Raw genomic sequence first — 16,025 nt, forward strand, 5'->3', positions numbered from 1 at the left:
TATAAAATTAAAGTGGGTTATTAATTTTAACCACAGTTTTACCAAAGTTTTTACCGCATATCATATCGTTGAACGCGTCTACTGTATTTTCGATGCCTTCTACCATGTGCTCACGGTATTGAATTTTTCCGTCTTGTAGCCATTTTTGCATGTCTTGTGCAAACTCGTCGTAACGGTCGCCGTAATCATCAAAAATGATAAAGCCTTGCATTTTAATACGCTTAGTAAGCAATTGACCCATTAGCATACCTAAACGGTCTGGGCCTTCTGGCAAGCTAGTAGCGTTATATTGCGATACTAAACCACACAATGGTACGCGTGCTGCGGTATTTAGTAATGGTAGTACGGCGTCGAATACTTTACCGCCCACATTTTCGTAGTAAACATCAATGCCTTTATCACAGGCTTTTTCTAACTGCTCTGCAAAGTCATCAGCTTTGTGATCAATACAGGCATCAAACCCTAGTTTTTCAACGGCGTGTGCACATTTTTCGCTACCACCAGCAACACCCACTACTTTACAGCCTTTAATTTTAGCTATTTGACCAACCGTTGCGCCTACAGGGCCTGTTGCTGCTGCAACAACTATGGTTTCGCCTTCTTTAGGCTGGCCAATATCAAGTAAACCCATGTAAGCAGTAAAGCCAGGCATACCCATAATACCTAATGCGTATGAAGGGCTTGCAGGCTCTTTACCTAACTGCATTAAGCCTTCGCCGTCGGTAATGGCGTAGTCTTGCCAACCTGTGTAGGCAAGTACCCATTCGCCTTCGTTAAACTTATCGTTTTTAGACTCTTCTACTTGGCACACTGTTGCGCCAACCATTACATCGCCAATATTAACAGGGTCAGCATACGACTTAGCATCGCTCATACGACCACGCATGTACGGGTCTAGCGATAGGTAAATAGTACGTAGTAAAACTTCGCCGTCTTTTAATGCAGGAAGCTCTACCGTTTTTAATTTAAAGTTTTCATCTTTTGGAGCGCCATTAGGGCGTGATTCAAGAGTAAGTTGGCGACTAGTCGTAGACATATAAGATCTCCTATTAATATAAATAAACTACTTACCGAATGTTTACGTTTTAAAAATCGTGTTCAGCTAAACAATAATGCGCGGCTAAGCAGTATGAATATGTACAATGCGTACCTTAATAAAGGAGTTTTGGGCGGGTGGTTGATAATTCAACCTTTGCGCAGATTTAATTAGAGTAATTAGTCTGCTTTGAGCTTACTAAATATATGATTGTTGTAAAGTACCCCGTTTTTATAAATGGCCTGTTTAAGCACAGCCTCTTGCTCAAAGCCGCTCTTAGTAAGTGCTTTCATAGAGCCGGTATTACCAGCAAACACGGCACCAAAAATTCTGTTTAAGTGTGAGCTTGCAAACGCTTCATTGCATATAAGTTCAATAGCGCGAGTAATAATACCTTGCCCCCAATAGGCTTTATTAAGCCAATAACCAATTTCGCCACTGCGTTTGTATTCAAATTCGCCGGGAGTTATACCAATACAGCCCGCAAATTGCCCATTTACAACAATGGCCTTAATAATGCCGTTTTTTGAGCCTTGGTTTATCCACCAATCAGCATCGGCTTGCGTATACGGAAACGGAATTTTTGACGATAAATAACGCGTTACCTGTTCATCATTTAAGGTGTTAATAATAAAAGGCGCGTCTTGGGCTTTAAACTCTCTGAGGGTGATCATATTTTTTCATAAATTTTTAGTATGCACACTAACTTAACAATCATTTAAGAGTTAAACAATCAGAACCTAAATTAAACGCTTTACGGCTATTACTTTGTTTTAAAGTCCTCTAATATAAGCAAAATATTACACCTATTTTAGATGCCATTATGCACCCTCACATTAAAGCGCTTTATAACAGCGCCCTAAAACCAAGCCGTTTAATTATTGGTTTAATGAGCGGCACCTCGTTGGATGGGCTTGATGTTGCACTGTGTAAAATAACGGGCGCGGGCTTAAATACTCACATTGAGGTTTTAAATTTTACCACCGTTGACTACAACGACGATTATAAAACTAAAATAAAGCAGGTATTTGCCAAACGAGAGTGCGATTTAGAGCTTGTAACTTTACTGCACCCGTGGGTAGGTAAACTCCATGGCGATATGGTTAACCAGTGCTTACATACTTGGCAAATAGACCCGGCAAGTATTGATGTAATAGCAAGTCACGGGCAAACCATTTACCACTGCCCGCAGTCGCAGCATAATCACAAACGCTTTACTAATGGCACCTTACAAATTGGCGATAGCGACCAAATAGCCGTTACTACGGGTATTACAACCATTGGTGATTTTAGGCAAAAACACATAGCCGCAGGAGGCGAGGGCGCACCACTTGCTGTGTATGGCGATTATTTGTATTTTTCGAGCGGTGTGGAGAGTCGAATTTTGCTAAACATGGGTGGCATAGCTAACTTAACGTTTTTACCCAAAAATGGTGATGCAAACCGTGTGTTTAGCTCCGACATTGGCCCCGGTAATACCATTATGGATGCCTACGTACAGCAACATTTTAAAGATATGCATTATGACGATGGCGCAAAAATAGCTAAAGCAGGCAAGGTAAATACACCATTATTAAATGCATTGTGTAATAACGCATTTTTTAAACTCCCAATGCCTAAAACCACAGGGCCTGAGGTATTTAACTTAGCGTATTTAAACACCGCACAGCAGCTTACAAATACACAGCACTTAAGCCATGAAGATGTAATGGCCACCTTAAATACCTTTACAGCAACCGCTATAGCAAATGCATTAAACGAGTGTGCAGAGCGCGCACAAAATTGTGTGGTGTATGCAAGTGGTGGGGGTATTCATAACCCATTACTAATGGCGCAACTTACAACGCTTTGCCCACGTATTAAGGCTTTTAAAAATACCGACGATTTAGGTATTAACCCTGATGCAAAAGAGGCTGTGTTATTTGCTATTTTAGCAAACGAATGCCTAGCCGGAGAGCAGCAACACCTAAGTAACACCGCACAAGGTATTGCGGGAGTTACTATGGGTAAAGTAAGTTTTGCAGATTAAGGTTTTATGAGTTTGTATACCAACACATTAAAAAAACGAAAATAAACTTGAGCTCATATTCCGAAAGTATTTTTTAACGCCGTGTGGCTTAGTTTGGCTTTTAAGGGCTTGCTGATTTTTATAACCAGCCTCAAACGCATTTACTTGCATATCAAACTGTAAACTATTTTTTAAAGTGGCATTTAAGCCATGGAGCATCAATTGCATTACTAAGCAGTGGCTTTGAGTAATTTTACTTAATGTTAAATACACATAACCACGCTCTAAGTCAGCGTTAGTGAGTGCTTTTTCAGTAAAGTATTGCGCATCACGGGCACTGGGATATGTCGCGCTCAGCGAAATAATATCGTTTTCGTGGGCATCGTCAGGCAGTACGCATTGCAGCGTTATTTCATGCATAGCACTGGCTTGCAAGATTAATTGCTCGTATTCCATTGTGTGGCCCATAGCCGCAGAGAGAGGATCTTCAAAAGATTGTAACGCAAATGTGAGTTGCGTCATTGGTGTGCTCATTTACTTCAACTTCTAGATTATAAAAAATACAGTTCGAGTTTAAATTATCACCTATTAAGGTTACAGAATTATGACTGATGTAAAAATAAGTATAAAAGGGTAGATGCGTTGAATGGGTATAATTGAAAAAATAAGATTGCTTTTATTTAATTGCTAGATAATCAAAAAGTATGCAATATACATACTAGTACTAATTAATAACTATAAACAGAATGTTCCGCATTTTTACATATGTATTAACTATTTTTTTTAATCATTGAAATCTTAGTTGAAAGAATGGATATACAGCTTACTTCGAAGTATGATTTAAATGATCATACAAGTAATATATAGATGGTTGTATAAAAAATGTTATCTCATAAAAGGAGTTTGAATTGAGTTCTTCAATTATTTTAAATAATAGAAACGTTAAAAAAAATATAAGTAAAGACCATTTAAGAAAAATCTGGAGCAGCCAAAGCGTCTCAGATTTATTATTAGATGAAGTTGCAAGGGAGCTAAATGATAGTCTTGTTATTGGGCTAATAAATAGTGAATTAAGGCTTTGCCATTTTTTGGCACAAGCTAGAAAGGAGGTCGGGGCGAAGTTTTCTTTAGAGGAAAATTTAAATTATAGGCCTGCAATATTAAAAGCTACTTTTTCTTATTATCGAAATAATCCAGCAGAAGCTGATAAACATGGCTATGATCCTGCAAATAATCAACGAGCTGATACAAAAGCAATAGCTAACAATGCTTATGCAAATAGAATAGGTAATGGTGATGCAGTATCAGGGGATGGCTGGAATTTTAGAGGGAGAGGCATAATACAGCTGACTGGTAAAGCAAACTATACCTCGGTACAGGCATCACATAATTCATATTGGAATGAAACTAAAAACTTCATATCTTCACCTCAATTATTATCCACACCAAAGTACGCTGTTAGATCTGCATTAGCATTTTGGCGAATTAATGAATTGCATAAATTAGCTGATAAAGGCTCATCAAAGAACGTTACGGATTCGATTACAAAAAAGGTTAACAAATATACTAATAGTTACGACAGTCGTCATAAAATATTAGCTGAATTAGTTAGAAATAAGGTGTTTAAAGATGTTTTTTAATAGATCCGTGTTTTTAGTTTTTACTTTATTATCGGGCTGTTCTATAGCTAAAAGCGTTGATTCGTTTTCTTTAAGTGAAATGAATGAAACACAATACTTGCTTGAAACAGCAACGCAGCCCACTATTAAAGTTATTGCTGATATGCAAGGAGCTGACGAGCTAGAATTAGTAAGGGTTTATGATTTAACGTGTAATGGTGTTAACTACCAAGTGCCTGCCGTTAAAGGAGATATCGAAAACGCAGAATCTATTGCTGAACACATAGAGTATTTTATATTTAAAAACGTAGGCGATAATTTATCAGCGATTAAAACAATCGGATCTATTGAGGTTAAAAGGCGAAGTGACGGTATTGTAGTTAATGAGCACACCATCGACCCATCACTGGGTAGTTTTAATAAAAATCTGTGTAACAGTATTAACCGCAGCGGCGATATGGATTACCCAATACAATTTGCAGGCGCTGGTAATTAGTATTTATAAACTAACTTAAATATTATTTACTAAGTAACTATAAAGCCCTATGCTAAACGTAACGTTTAGCATAGGGCTTTATAGTTTTAGATTAACTGGCTTAACACGCAAACGCATTAAAACGAATATTGCAGCCTTAATGAGATTGCATTGCCCGATGTGATAGTACCACCCGCTTCAAAGTAGTCGGCTTTAATGTAGTCGGCCATAAACTTTATGTTTTTGTTTACGGTGTAGTTAACACCAAGTGCGTAGGTTTTTACGTCTTGGTTTTCTTGCTTGAGCTTAAGTAAGCTATAGCGGCCAGTGAGCTCCCAGCCTGGCTCTGAGCTTGCGCCTAGTTTTGCGTTTTTATACTTGCGGTATCCGCCCGATAACTGATAACCAAATTGCAAATAGCCGCCTTCGTAATCATTGGTTGACTCTTCAATACTGGTTACTTGTGCTTGTTGCCACTCGGCCATCATGGTCAATCTGTCTTTAATCCATAACAGCTCTATACCTTGCTGCGAGAGGTTATCGGCATTAATTTTATCGCCTTCTATTAATGAGTCGGCGGTATAAACCTCAAGTGGCTCATTTACTCTAAATTCGTTACCGTCGTACTGCCTCTCACTAAATGCGACGCCTAAGTGTAATAGGTTGGTATCTTGCTGCCATGGCACCCAAGCTACGCGCCCTGTAATAGCTGAAGTTGCTTCGTCTTCGTCTGGCTGATAATAACCAAGTTGCCAATTTACTGAGGCTATCTCTCCCGATAGGCTAATACCTAAACTTCGCCCTGGCGAAAACGCTTCGCTTATCATGCTTCGTTCAAGCATTAATAAATTACGAGAGCTGGTTATTTTTTCTAGGCCAAAACCTTCTTTTTGCTGGCCTATGGTTAAATCAGCATATTTCCAGCCTGAGTATTCTAGGTAGGCGTCTTTTATTTCGGTTTCGCCATCGGCAAAGCCAAGCTGAAATTTACTTTTCCAGTCTTTGCTTATGTCTGATTTAAAACTTAGGCGAGCGCGGCGTATTTCTGAGGTACTTTCTGAGCTGTTGCTGTCGTATTGATCCTCTAATAATGAGGTATCAAACTTGTTGTAGTCGAGCATGATATAGCCGCTTAGGTCTATATCATCGTTAATTTTGGCAAAGCTTGCGTTACTAACAAAACAACATAGTGTTGAAAGCGCCACTGTAGAGATAGTTAGTTTAGAGGTCATGTTAGGCTACCTTTGTTTGTTTTTCGGCTAAGTAGCTCACTTTTAGTTGGGCTACATCTTTTAAAAAGTCGATGTGCTCTATGTCTACAGCAATTACGTTTAGGCCTGTGCGCAGTTTTAAATCGTTGATGAGTGTGGCTTGGTTTTGCGGGGTTATGTTTTCTATGCGCTCGTAGCAAACGCTTTGTACTTCGTAGCGTTTTACAAATATGCTTGAGTCAATTACAAAGGCAATTAAGCAAATTATGCCGTTAAGAATACTTAGCTCAATTAAGCTCATTTGCCCTACAGAGGTAAGTAAAGCAATAGCAGTAACAAGGAATAAGTAAGTCATTTCTTTAATCGAAATAGACTCAGTGCGGTACCTTAGCATGGTAAATACGGCAAATAGACCAAATGCAAATTCCATTGACATATCAACGCCATGGAGCAAAAAGGTAATAATAAAAACGCCTACGCCAAATAAAATAAACGAGCCTGCCACCACTGCATTTTTACTTATGCGAAAGTAACAGCCATAGCAAAGTACAGCCAGCGATAGGATGTTTACTAAAAAACGGGAAAGAAAAATAAGATCTAATTTTGTCATTTTAATTATTCTCTAAAGGTAAAAGCGGGTTAGTGCGGTTAAGGTGTTTTAAACGGGCTAAAACGGGTTTAAAGCGGTTTACTTTTAAGCGCTCGGGGTAGAGCAAAGCACAGCCAATGCAGTATTTACTAAACGAGGCAGGGAATATGTGGTGTTTGCTCATCAGCTTATAAAATGGCGAGTGTTTTGTTTTTTTGCGTTGCTTAAGTTCGGCAATAAAAAAGCCCGGTAGGGTTATTTTGTTATCGCCTTTTGGGGTGTTGTACCACAGGTTAAAATCAAGCGTTAAGCGTTCGGCTTTTTCTTCGTTGGCTAAGGCTATTCGGTTATAGCCGCTTTGTTGGGTTACGTTTAAATGTGCAAAGCTGTTTTTCATTTGTTCTTTCATAAATGCAGTACAATGAGCTTGCTCGTTGTTTTTTTCGAGCTTGATACGTGTTTTAACCGTACGGCTTTGATTGTTTTTTAGTTTTACTTCTAGGTATTCGGTGGCGGTATCAACGTAGCGTCTTTGGCGCACTTTGTATCGATTAAGCTTACCGTTATGGTGGGCTTTGTATAAATCAAGCTCGGGCGTATCAAAGTACTGATTATAGTAAGAAAATAAACGCTTACCTTGTATATCAAGCACACGGTATTGGCCATGTAAGTGAGTTAGTAGCTCAGGTAAAAAAGACAGTGGCAGCATAAACTTGCTGTCTACACGGTTCATTAAGTTGGCGTTATTAAGATCTTTTAATCCGTAGCCTTCAAACGGGGTGAGTAGCTCGTTAATTAATGTTGATAATGGGCTATCAGCGGTTGGCTTTTCAGGTTGGGCCTGCTTATTTTTAGTGTTTATTGCAGTAATTGCTACAGGTGCAATTGAAGCGTCCTTTTCAAAAAATTCATCCTTTAAACGTGCTTGAATTGTCATAATTTTCTCAGATTATTAAATTGCAAAGTTACAGAGTGCAGTGCCAGCGTGCTGGCACTGCATGAAGGATGGGTTGTTTATCTAGCGCAAAAGCCGCTGCCGTCGCCGGCTGAGGGCAATGTGCCATCAAGCTGCGCGGTCATATTTGCTACGCGGTACTGCATAAACGACGTTAAACCGTAAAACTGCCCCGTAGTAGAGGTTAGGTTTTGCTCAAAGTAATCTGAGCCGTAAAAACTAGTGGGGTCGTTTTGTACGTGCTCACGGATTAAGTCGGCTATTTCATTTACGCGGGCACTAAATGTGTCGCTTGAAAGTGAACCATTAATAAGTTGCGTTAAGTAACTGTGGTACACATCAAGGTTGCTTTGCTCGGCAAATACATTAGCAATTAACGGGCGCTCATTTAATGCGCCGCTTACTGGCTCATCAATGTAGAGCTCTCTTACATCTACGCCATTACAATTCATGTTAAAGGTGCCAAATGACTCGTTAAAATCCCATGGCAAAATGCTAAATACGCCATCGTCATCGTAAATATAATAGTTATGAGCAAGCGTACCGTGGTAGCTATCTAAATTAGAAAGCGAAGTGCTAACCGACATATAACGTAAAAGTGTATCTACCTCTATGGCGCTGGTTTCGCCGTCATCGAGCGATTCTACAAAGTTAATAAATGCGCCGTTATCGGTGCTCTCTTCGTTAGTTTGTAAGTTTATGTCGGTGTAGCTTTGTATGTCGTCACCTAGCCATAGTAAATCGCTGCCTGTGCCATCAGGCTTGTATAAATCGCCGTTACTGTTGGCAAAGTGTTTTTCTACAAACTCACCATCTATGGCTTCTACCATTAAGTACAAACCAAATAGTTCGCCGTTTACATAAAAGTTAACGTAAGCATGCTCAGGCGTTGGTACGCCCATTTCATCCATTAGGTCGTAGGCAATTACTTCACGCATGTACGACGGGTCGTTAAACGAGTTTTGCAGTGTGAATTTTTTTAGCCCAAAAAACTTTTGGCCCGACACGTATTCGTTAATGTCGACCTTAAAGCTGTATCGGTCACTGCTAGAGTTGGCAACACTGCTTAAGCTTGAGCCGCCTTTAGTGCGAATAGCCACGCTATCGAGTGTTACACCGTTAAAAGTAATAGCAGTTTCGTGATATTCCTCATCAAGTGGGTTATCTAGAATGTCTTGCCAGTTTTCGTCGGTAATTGTAATAGAAAGCGTATTAACAGCTGTGGGTGTAAATGCGGTTGCAACGGTATTCTCGCTACCTGGAGTAGGGGTTAAAAACGCATGAGTAAAGTCGGTGCTGTTACTTAGGCCGTAACTAAAGCCTGTGGCTACATCGCTTTCGTCCCAATCAATGTAGTCAATTACTTCATCGTTGAGTATTAAGCTTAACTCGTCTTCTTTACCTAGTTTAAACGGTACGTAGTAAGTACCTGGATCTTCATCGGTGGCATAAATAGTAATGTATTGGCCTGCGTATAAATCTATGTCGGGCAGGGTTACTGGGTCTATGTCGTCGCTTTCATCAATAACTTGGTAGTTGGCTAAGTTAATAGTATTTTCGCTGTTATTGTATAGCTCAAACCAGTCGTTGCCATCGTCTGCAGCGCTTGCCACCACTTCGTTAATAACGAGTGGTCCGTGAGTTGCTTTGCTATTTTGACTAAGCTCTGTTGGAGTTAATACCGCTGTTGCATCGCTGCCATCTGGGTAGCGGCCATAGCTGTAACCACTCAAGGCTTGGCCTTTTTTCCACGATAACTGCTCTATAATTACATTGTTACTGTAAAGGCTTACGGTATCGCTTGAGCCTAATTTAAACGCTACGCTTGGGAGGTCGCCTAAATCATCGGTGCTGGCGTAAATACGATAAAACTCACCGGGCGCTAAAGTAATGTCGGGTAGGGAAAATTGCTCGTTATTGTCATCACTTAGTGTGTAGTCAGCTAAATAAACATCGCTACTGCTTGTTACATAAAGCTCTATCCAGTCCTCGGAGCCGCTGCTGTCTTTTGCTACTACTTCGTTTATACGCAGTGGGGCATCTTCAGCAATTAGCGTGGTAACAAGTGTTGAGGTGTCGGCTGTTTGGTTAGCTGCGCCCTGTGTTGGTGTTAATGTTTGCGCGGTGCCGGTGCCGTCGGTGTATAAGCCGTAGCTAAAACCTTCAGCGGCTTCGCCTTCTTCCCAATCAAGTACAGACACCGCAGTGCTATTTTCATAAAGCGTAACAGCGTCGTCGCTACCTAGTTTAAAGGTAACGTAATAACCATTATCGGGCGGTGTGTCGGTTTCATCAATGGCTTGAATAACAATAAACTCTCCTTGCGAAAGCGCTACTGCGGGTAATGCTTGAGGCTCTCTGTCGGCGTTATCATCAACAAGTGAAAATACCGACAAATCGGCTATATCTTCAGTGGCATATAGCTCAATCCAATCGTAGGAGGTATCACTTGGGCTTGCGACAATTTCATTTATAACTAAGCCAGTTGACGTGATTGTTGATGATGAATCAGTACTTTGCTCTGTGCTAGTGTCGGTAGTTTGCTCAGCACCGCCGCAGCCATACAATAATGTAGTAGAGGCAATAACTGAATAAAATATAAAAGGTTTTATATTCATGTAGGCACGCTTATTATTTTATTAAAGTGGATAAACTATAAGAATAAAAGGTGCAAACAATGTGTAAACATTCAGTAAATTACGTTTTTGTGATGGTTTTATGACAGGCTTTTAAGGACGCGTTAACTGCAAACCTAGCAATAGTAGAGTGCGTATATTTAAACGTAAAAAAGCAGATACCTAATTAGCATCTGCTTTTTAATTTTTAACGAAGAATATTTAATTAAGCTTGAGGTTTAATTAAGTACTTTTCGCCGGTGGCTTGTTTAGAATAAGCCGCGATTGACTGTAAATGTAATACCTCAGCTAATGACACTTCGTGCGTGTAGTTACTCGCAAATGTAGTGGTGATTTCATCAGCAACGCGTTTGCGCATTTTCATTACTGTATCTGTGCCTAATTTACCTAAAGCATTAAATAACAAGAACCCGTTTACAGCCCAAGCAAAGCCAAAGTTACGGTTTAATGTAATAGGGCCGCGGTCTAGTGCGCCATAAATGTACACTTGTTTAAATGTATCAGAGCCATAAATTGTGTGCTCTTTCATATCGCGCGCAGCTGCAACTTCCATACAGTTAAGAATGTCACTTGTTAGTTGGCCGCCACCAATAGGGTCAAACGCTATAGTTGCACCGGTTTCGATTATTGCAGCTGTTAGGTCAGCAAGAAAAGTGTCGCTGCTTGAGTTAACAATATATTTTGCACCCATATCGCGCAGTAATTTTTCTTGTTCTGGTTTGCGAACAATATTAATTAAATCAACGCCATCGGCAATGCAAATACGGTTTAGCATTTGGCCAAGGTTAGAGGCCGCTGCGGCGTGAATAATGGCTTTATGGCCTTCGGCGCGCATGGTTTCTACCATTGCTAGTGCGGTAAGTGGGTTAACAAAAGATGATGCACCTTCTTTAGCAGTAGTCCCTTCTTTTAGCTCTAGGCAACTTTGTACATTGGCACATATAAATTGACGATACGTACCGCCGCCAATTACTGCAACGGTTTTACCCATTAATGCTTGTGCAGCTGGTGATGACCCCGCAGCTACTACGGTGCCTGCGCCTTCATTACCTACAGGGGTTGCTTTTCCAACACGAGTTTTAAGTGATGGCATAAATTGAGCTGGAACATCGGCAGTAATTACTGGATTTTCATCAGTACCCGATTGCTTTGCAGTAGACATATCAGCTGCGCTGAATAAAACGCCTAAGTCTGATGGGTTTAATGGTGCAGCTTCAATACGAATAACCACTTCATCGGCATTTGGCTTTGGCATCTCGATGTTTTTTAAGGCAAGTGTAAGTTTATTGTCTTCGCTGATAGTTGAAGTAAGTTGAATATTTTTATTTGTCATAGGTGTCTCCTGCAAAGAATTAAATTTGTTAAGCCAATAGCATTATTGTATTGGCGATCTGTGTTAGTAATTAAAAATTAGAGTAGATTGCTTTTATAGCTACGCGTTATTTAGCGTTTGCTGCTTGAATTTGCGCTTTCACTTTTTGCATAAATTCAGCCATATTCGCTTGGCGATCGGCCTCTATGCTTTGGGCAATGGCTAATTGGCTCATTGATTCGTTCCACTTTTTCATGCCGGGAACTTGTGCTAATACATCCCAATCAAGCTGGCTTGAGCCAAAGGCGCTAACTATGGTGTTTACGTAATAAACGTAAATGTCTGCCATGGTAAATTGCTCGCCTGCAATCCAAGGCGAAAACTTACACACGCTACTCAAGGCAGTTACGCCACGCGTTAATACTTGGCGTACTTCGGCTTTAGTTGTGTCGGTTACTTCAGCGCCTGAAAATACATAAGGGATGAACCGTCTGCTTGGCAGTTCAAAATAAAGCTCTGCCATTTTCATAATTTGACGTACAACTGCGCGCTCACCTGCATCTTCAGGATATAGCGGGGTTTGTGGATACGACTCTTCTATAAAGTCGCAAATAACACTCGACTCTGAAATATTAAGCCCGTTAGCTGTTGTGATTGCAGGCACTTTGCCTGCAGGGCTGATTGCTAGTAACTCTTCACTACCGCCGTAAACAAGGTGTTCTTTAAATGGCAGTTGTTTGTGTAAAAGTACATGTTTAACTAGGTTGTAATAGTTGCTAGCAGCAAAACCGTGCAAAGTAATCATAAGTCAGCTTTCCATCATTAACGTGAAGATACTCATTGCCAAAAAATGCAATTTAAGTCCCTGTCTTTAGGTTGAGTACATTATTACTTGTTTTAATTTGCTTATATATAAGGGAAAATGCGAATCACTTTTGTCTTTAAGACAATAAAAAGTTTTATTTAATGGAGAGGCGACTTGGATCAACTAAAAGCCATACGGTATTTTATTAAGGTGGTTGAAACGGGCAGTTTTACTAAAGCCGCCAAAGCTTTTGATGTGCCGCCCTCGTCGTTGTCACGGCGAGTTGCTGATTTAGAAAAAAGCCTAGGGGCGACGCTTTTAAAGCGCTCGACCCGTATAGTTAAATTGACTGAAGTTGGGCAAATTTACTATAACGATGTTCAGCAAATATTAAATCAGCTAGAGCAAAGCCACGAAACAGTGCGCAGTTATCAAACAACACCAATGGGGCGATTATGTATAAGCTCAATGGTGAGTTTTGGTGATAAAATATTACTGCCTCTGCTTGATGAATTTAGCGCGCTATACCCCGAAATTATATTAGATGTTAGCTTAAGTGATGAGTTGTCTACACTTGGGCGTGACGATGTAGATATTGCTATTCGTGGTGGTTATGCGCCAAATGAACGCGTGCTAGCAATAAAACTAATGGATAATGGCTTTATTCCTGTCGCGTCACCCTGCTATTTACAAAAATACGGCGTGCCTACTAATGTTATGGAATTAAAGGGCCACAGTGGCCTTTATTTTAAAACGCCAGCGGGGCCAACTCCGTGGTTATGTAAAGTAGATGAGCAATGGCACGACGTTTCTGGGCCTGCGGTCGCTATTTCAAATAACGGTTCGTGGCTGGCTAAAAAAGCGTGTAATGGTGAGGGCATTTTAATGTCTACTCGGTGGGCGCTCGACTCATACCTTGAGTCTGGCCAGTTGCAAGAGCTTAAGTTTGAGCATGAATTAGCGATAAGCCAAAATGCGACTATGGCGGTTTATTTGTTGTATCAAAAGCAGCGCTATTTAGTACCAAAGGTAAAAGCGGCGGTCGACTTTTTAGTAAAAAGAATAAAAGAAACAGATGAAGAGTAATGAGCGAGCAGAATAACGCTTAAGAGTTAGGCGTGTTGTAAATAAATAGAGTGGTGAATTGTCGGATGGCGCTGTACTTATCCGACCTACGCTTATCCGGTTTAGATTTACGTCATTTATGCTTATTTAATTTATTAATGGGTTGTTTGTATAAATAATAGGTAAAAAACGTCTCCTTAAGCTAAAGCTTTTAATGCTGTGACCGATAAATTACTTAACAGGGTTTAGCGATTAAGCATAATCATGGTTAATAATGCACTTGGCAGCCACGCTAATTTAAGCACTTTACTTGCCCAATCAGTTAATAACGCAAACCAAAGCTCTGTGAGTCCTTCGCTACACACCAGCAGCGACCTTCAAGCTATTAATTATTTACAAACTAACGAGTCAAAAATAACCGATGGGTTATTAAGCCAGTTAAATAATGAAACTCTTGATGAAGCACTAGCCAGTAATCAAAAGGTAGAGGACGTGTTAAAGCAGCAACTTACCTCGTTATTTACTATTTCAAGCACGCCGAGCACGCTTAACTATAAACTCTCCGATGAAGAACTCGCCCTGCGCACCGTAATAAGCTCTCAGCATGAGGGGTCATTGAAAAACGAAAACAGTACCCAATTAATTGAGCGATTAAATACGTCAGTTAAAAATATTCAGGGTGCTTATGCTAATACCAGCGATATTTTATCGAGTTTAGGTCAGCTTGGGCATGAGCAAAAAACGTTTTTAGCCTCAAGCCAGCAACGTATTGAGCGCTCACTTAATCCATACATGGAAAGCCTTAATCGCGCAAAATACGAGGATGACGATAACTACCTGTTTGAGCTCTCGGTAAAAACTAAAGAGGGTGATGTTATAAACATTACCTTTAACTCATCGCAAGGTTATGACGAAAAAACAGGTGAAGCGATAGATGGCTTTGGCATAAGTTACGAAGTTAATGGCAATTTATCTGAGGCTGAACATGGCGCTTTAACGCAGGTTATGGCGGGTGTTGGTGAAATGGCCGATGAATTTTTTAAAGTGAGTGAAAATTCATTCAACCCTCTTATAGTGCCAAATCAAACAGACATGAGCTTAGATTTTTTAGCGGGCTTTAATAGTGAGCAGTTAGCCGGTTTTAATGTGTCGTTTTCGACAACGCAAAATGATGCGCTTGATACAGGAGAAAACACGCTTGATTTGAGTTACTCCATTGATGAAGCATCAAACCAGCAAGCACTTGTGTTTAAAGCCGCAGGTGGGCAAAACGACATTGATTTTGCACTCGATATGTCAACCATTGGCGCTAAAGACACGCAGCAAATGCAGCAGTATTTAGCGTCGCTCGATCAAAGCCTAGAAGATAGCCGAGTAAACAGTACTGAAGATGATAAAACATCGGCATTTGGTAAAAGTGGCGATGAGGCAATGCAACAAGGTTTTGCATTGTTTAAAGGCGCTTTTGCGAGTATGTCGTCGGCGGCTGAGCGTTATAGCAATTTGGAGTCACTTGCAGATCAGCACTTTAATGACGGGCGCGCCATGGTTGCCGATTTGGTTGATAACATGATTACAAACGATGCCCGTTACCAAGGGCTTGGTAATAAAGCGCCAAATACATTAGGAGCGGGTATTTCTAAGCTCGCTGATTTTGATGCCACGTTTTCTTATGCGCTTGATAACGGCGATTATCAGCCTAAAAGTACAATTGAGCTAAGCCAAGCGACTGAACAAAGCCAATTAGGGGAGCTTAGCGGTGTAACGCAAAGTAAAAATGTAAGTAGCCACTTTGATTATCAATACAGTCGCCCTGATTACTACAACAAAGAAGAGAGTTATAACGTAGGGTCTGCGGTTAAAAATAAAGAACTTGTGGGGCTTGTTCAGTCTCACGAGGTTGATGTTGATACAAAAATGTTTGAGTTTAATCCGCAAACCAATCAATACGAGCTGCAAATGGCGATGCAAGAACAAACCATTAGCAAAAGTGACATTCGTTTAATTGACGATATTTGGCTTGAAGAAAACGAAAACAGCTACAACATGAATAAAAAAGAGCGTGTTGAGAGTGACGAAAAGCAAGACGAGTTTAAAAAAACAAGCAGCTATTCTCATAATAAACTAGTTACCCTAATTGGTGATTTAGATAAGCTAGCTGAGAATAAAAACGTAAGGCGAGAATATTTAACTAACTTATCGCAAGTTAACTTTTTTATGGATAAAAAGTAACGGTTTTGAGTTGTTCACTCCACACTCAATATTGGGTATAGTCGTTAAATGCCTCATTTAATACTTAATTAAGAGTAACCTT

General features: G+C 40.2%; 14 protein-coding genes. 5 read left to right on the top strand and 9 right to left on the bottom strand.

Features of this window, described 5'->3' with window-relative positions:
• Window positions 1-7 precede the first annotated feature (7 nt).
• Both H5092_RS06130 and H5092_RS06135 read right to left on the bottom strand, forming a co-directional pair.
• The gene (locus H5092_RS06130; RefSeq protein WP_182733127.1) at window positions 8-1,036 is read right to left on the bottom strand and encodes an NADP-dependent oxidoreductase; all 1,029 of its coding nucleotides are present in this window, start codon (window positions 1,034-1,036) and stop codon (window positions 8-10) included.
• 179 nt (window positions 1,037-1,215) lie between these two features.
• Window positions 1,216-1,710 (bottom strand): GNAT family N-acetyltransferase, encoded by a 495-nt coding sequence (locus H5092_RS06135; RefSeq protein ID WP_182711908.1) that lies wholly within the window; start codon window positions 1,708-1,710, stop codon window positions 1,216-1,218.
• A 149-nt stretch (window positions 1,711-1,859) separates the two neighbouring features.
• On the opposite strand from H5092_RS06135, the gene H5092_RS06140 reads away from it, so the two are divergent.
• On the top strand, window positions 1,860-3,065 hold the full coding sequence (locus H5092_RS06140) for an anhydro-N-acetylmuramic acid kinase (RefSeq protein ID WP_182733128.1): 1,206 nt from the start codon (window positions 1,860-1,862) through the stop codon (window positions 3,063-3,065).
• A gap of 27 nt (window positions 3,066-3,092) precedes the next feature.
• Here the strand turns inward: H5092_RS06140 and H5092_RS06145 are convergent, their stop codons facing one another.
• Window positions 3,093-3,578: a hypothetical protein gene (locus H5092_RS06145; protein ID WP_182733129.1), complete on the bottom strand. Its 486-nt coding sequence runs from the start codon at window positions 3,576-3,578 to the stop codon at window positions 3,093-3,095.
• A gap of 374 nt (window positions 3,579-3,952) precedes the next feature.
• Between H5092_RS06145 and H5092_RS06150 the strand changes: the two genes are divergently transcribed.
• Both H5092_RS06150 and H5092_RS06155 read left to right on the top strand, forming a co-directional pair.
• On the top strand, window positions 3,953-4,684 hold the full coding sequence (locus tag H5092_RS06150; protein ID WP_182733130.1) for a hypothetical protein: 732 nt from the start codon (window positions 3,953-3,955) through the stop codon (window positions 4,682-4,684).
• Window positions 4,674-5,159, top strand: a complete 486-nt coding sequence (locus tag H5092_RS06155; protein WP_182733131.1) for a hypothetical protein — start codon at window positions 4,674-4,676, stop codon at window positions 5,157-5,159. The genes H5092_RS06150 and H5092_RS06155 overlap by 11 nt, the downstream gene beginning before the upstream one ends.
• A 116-nt stretch (window positions 5,160-5,275) precedes the next feature.
• On the opposite strand, the gene H5092_RS06160 is transcribed toward H5092_RS06155, so the two are convergent.
• The 6 genes from H5092_RS06160 to H5092_RS06185 form a co-directional block, all read right to left on the bottom strand.
• Window positions 5,276-6,370: an OprO/OprP family phosphate-selective porin gene (locus H5092_RS06160; protein WP_182733132.1), complete on the bottom strand. Its 1,095-nt coding sequence runs from the start codon at window positions 6,368-6,370 to the stop codon at window positions 5,276-5,278.
• Between the two features lies 1 nt (window position 6,371).
• Window positions 6,372-6,959 (bottom strand): DUF4956 domain-containing protein, encoded by a 588-nt coding sequence (locus H5092_RS06165; RefSeq protein WP_182733133.1) that lies wholly within the window; start codon window positions 6,957-6,959, stop codon window positions 6,372-6,374.
• Window position 6,960: 1 nt separating this feature from the next.
• Window positions 6,961-7,875, bottom strand: coding sequence for a polyphosphate polymerase domain-containing protein (locus tag H5092_RS06170; protein WP_182695248.1), 915 nt, complete (start codon window positions 7,873-7,875; stop codon window positions 6,961-6,963).
• Window positions 7,876-7,952: 77 nt separating this feature from the next.
• Entirely contained in the window at window positions 7,953-10,511 is a 2,559-nt protein-coding gene (locus H5092_RS06175; RefSeq protein WP_182733134.1) for a CotH kinase family protein, read from the bottom strand.
• 223 nt (window positions 10,512-10,734) lie between these two features.
• A complete protein-coding gene (locus H5092_RS06180; protein ID WP_154904095.1) occupies window positions 10,735-11,862 on the bottom strand; it encodes a zinc-binding dehydrogenase in 1,128 nt (375 codons plus the stop codon).
• A gap of 106 nt (window positions 11,863-11,968) precedes the next feature.
• On the bottom strand, window positions 11,969-12,646 hold the full coding sequence (locus H5092_RS06185) for a glutathione S-transferase family protein (RefSeq protein ID WP_182733135.1): 678 nt from the start codon (window positions 12,644-12,646) through the stop codon (window positions 11,969-11,971).
• A 174-nt stretch (window positions 12,647-12,820) separates the two neighbouring features.
• Between H5092_RS06185 and H5092_RS06190 the strand changes: the two genes are divergently transcribed.
• Both H5092_RS06190 and H5092_RS06195 read left to right on the top strand, forming a co-directional pair.
• A complete protein-coding gene (locus H5092_RS06190; protein ID WP_182733136.1) occupies window positions 12,821-13,732 on the top strand; it encodes a LysR family transcriptional regulator in 912 nt (303 codons plus the stop codon).
• 243 nt (window positions 13,733-13,975) lie between these two features.
• Window positions 13,976-15,943: a hypothetical protein gene (locus H5092_RS06195; RefSeq protein ID WP_182733137.1), complete on the top strand. Its 1,968-nt coding sequence runs from the start codon at window positions 13,976-13,978 to the stop codon at window positions 15,941-15,943.
• Window positions 15,944-16,025 lie beyond the last annotated feature (82 nt).

The sequence above is a fragment of the Pseudoalteromonas sp. SR41-7 genome (assembly GCF_014163935.1).
Lineage (GTDB): Bacteria > Pseudomonadota > Gammaproteobacteria > Enterobacterales > Alteromonadaceae > Pseudoalteromonas > Pseudoalteromonas distincta.

What these genes read in the sequence shown, in the direction of transcription:
- H5092_RS06170 (WP_182695248.1), bottom strand. Translation starts at nt 7,875, where the DNA reads ATGACAATTCAAGCACGTTTAAAGGATGAATTTTTTGAAAAGGACGCT.
- H5092_RS06165 (WP_182733133.1), bottom strand. Translation starts at nt 6,959, where the DNA reads ATGACAAAATTAGATCTTATTTTTCTTTCCCGTTTTTTAGTAAACATC.
- H5092_RS06155 (WP_182733131.1), top strand. Translation starts at nt 4,674, where the DNA reads ATGTTTTTTAATAGATCCGTGTTTTTAGTTTTTACTTTATTATCGGGC.
- H5092_RS06195 (WP_182733137.1), top strand. Translation starts at nt 13,976, where the DNA reads ATGGTTAATAATGCACTTGGCAGCCACGCTAATTTAAGCACTTTACTT.
- H5092_RS06175 (WP_182733134.1), bottom strand. Translation starts at nt 10,511, where the DNA reads ATGAATATAAAACCTTTTATATTTTATTCAGTTATTGCCTCTACTACA.
- H5092_RS06145 (WP_182733129.1), bottom strand. Translation starts at nt 3,578, where the DNA reads ATGAGCACACCAATGACGCAACTCACATTTGCGTTACAATCTTTTGAA.
- H5092_RS06185 (WP_182733135.1), bottom strand. Translation starts at nt 12,646, where the DNA reads ATGATTACTTTGCACGGTTTTGCTGCTAGCAACTATTACAACCTAGTT.
- H5092_RS06180 (WP_154904095.1), bottom strand. Translation starts at nt 11,862, where the DNA reads ATGACAAATAAAAATATTCAACTTACTTCAACTATCAGCGAAGACAAT.
- H5092_RS06135 (WP_182711908.1), bottom strand. Translation starts at nt 1,710, where the DNA reads ATGATCACCCTCAGAGAGTTTAAAGCCCAAGACGCGCCTTTTATTATT.
- H5092_RS06140 (WP_182733128.1), top strand. Translation starts at nt 1,860, where the DNA reads ATGCACCCTCACATTAAAGCGCTTTATAACAGCGCCCTAAAACCAAGC.
- H5092_RS06130 (WP_182733127.1), bottom strand. Translation starts at nt 1,036, where the DNA reads ATGTCTACGACTAGTCGCCAACTTACTCTTGAATCACGCCCTAATGGC.
- H5092_RS06160 (WP_182733132.1), bottom strand. Translation starts at nt 6,370, where the DNA reads ATGACCTCTAAACTAACTATCTCTACAGTGGCGCTTTCAACACTATGT.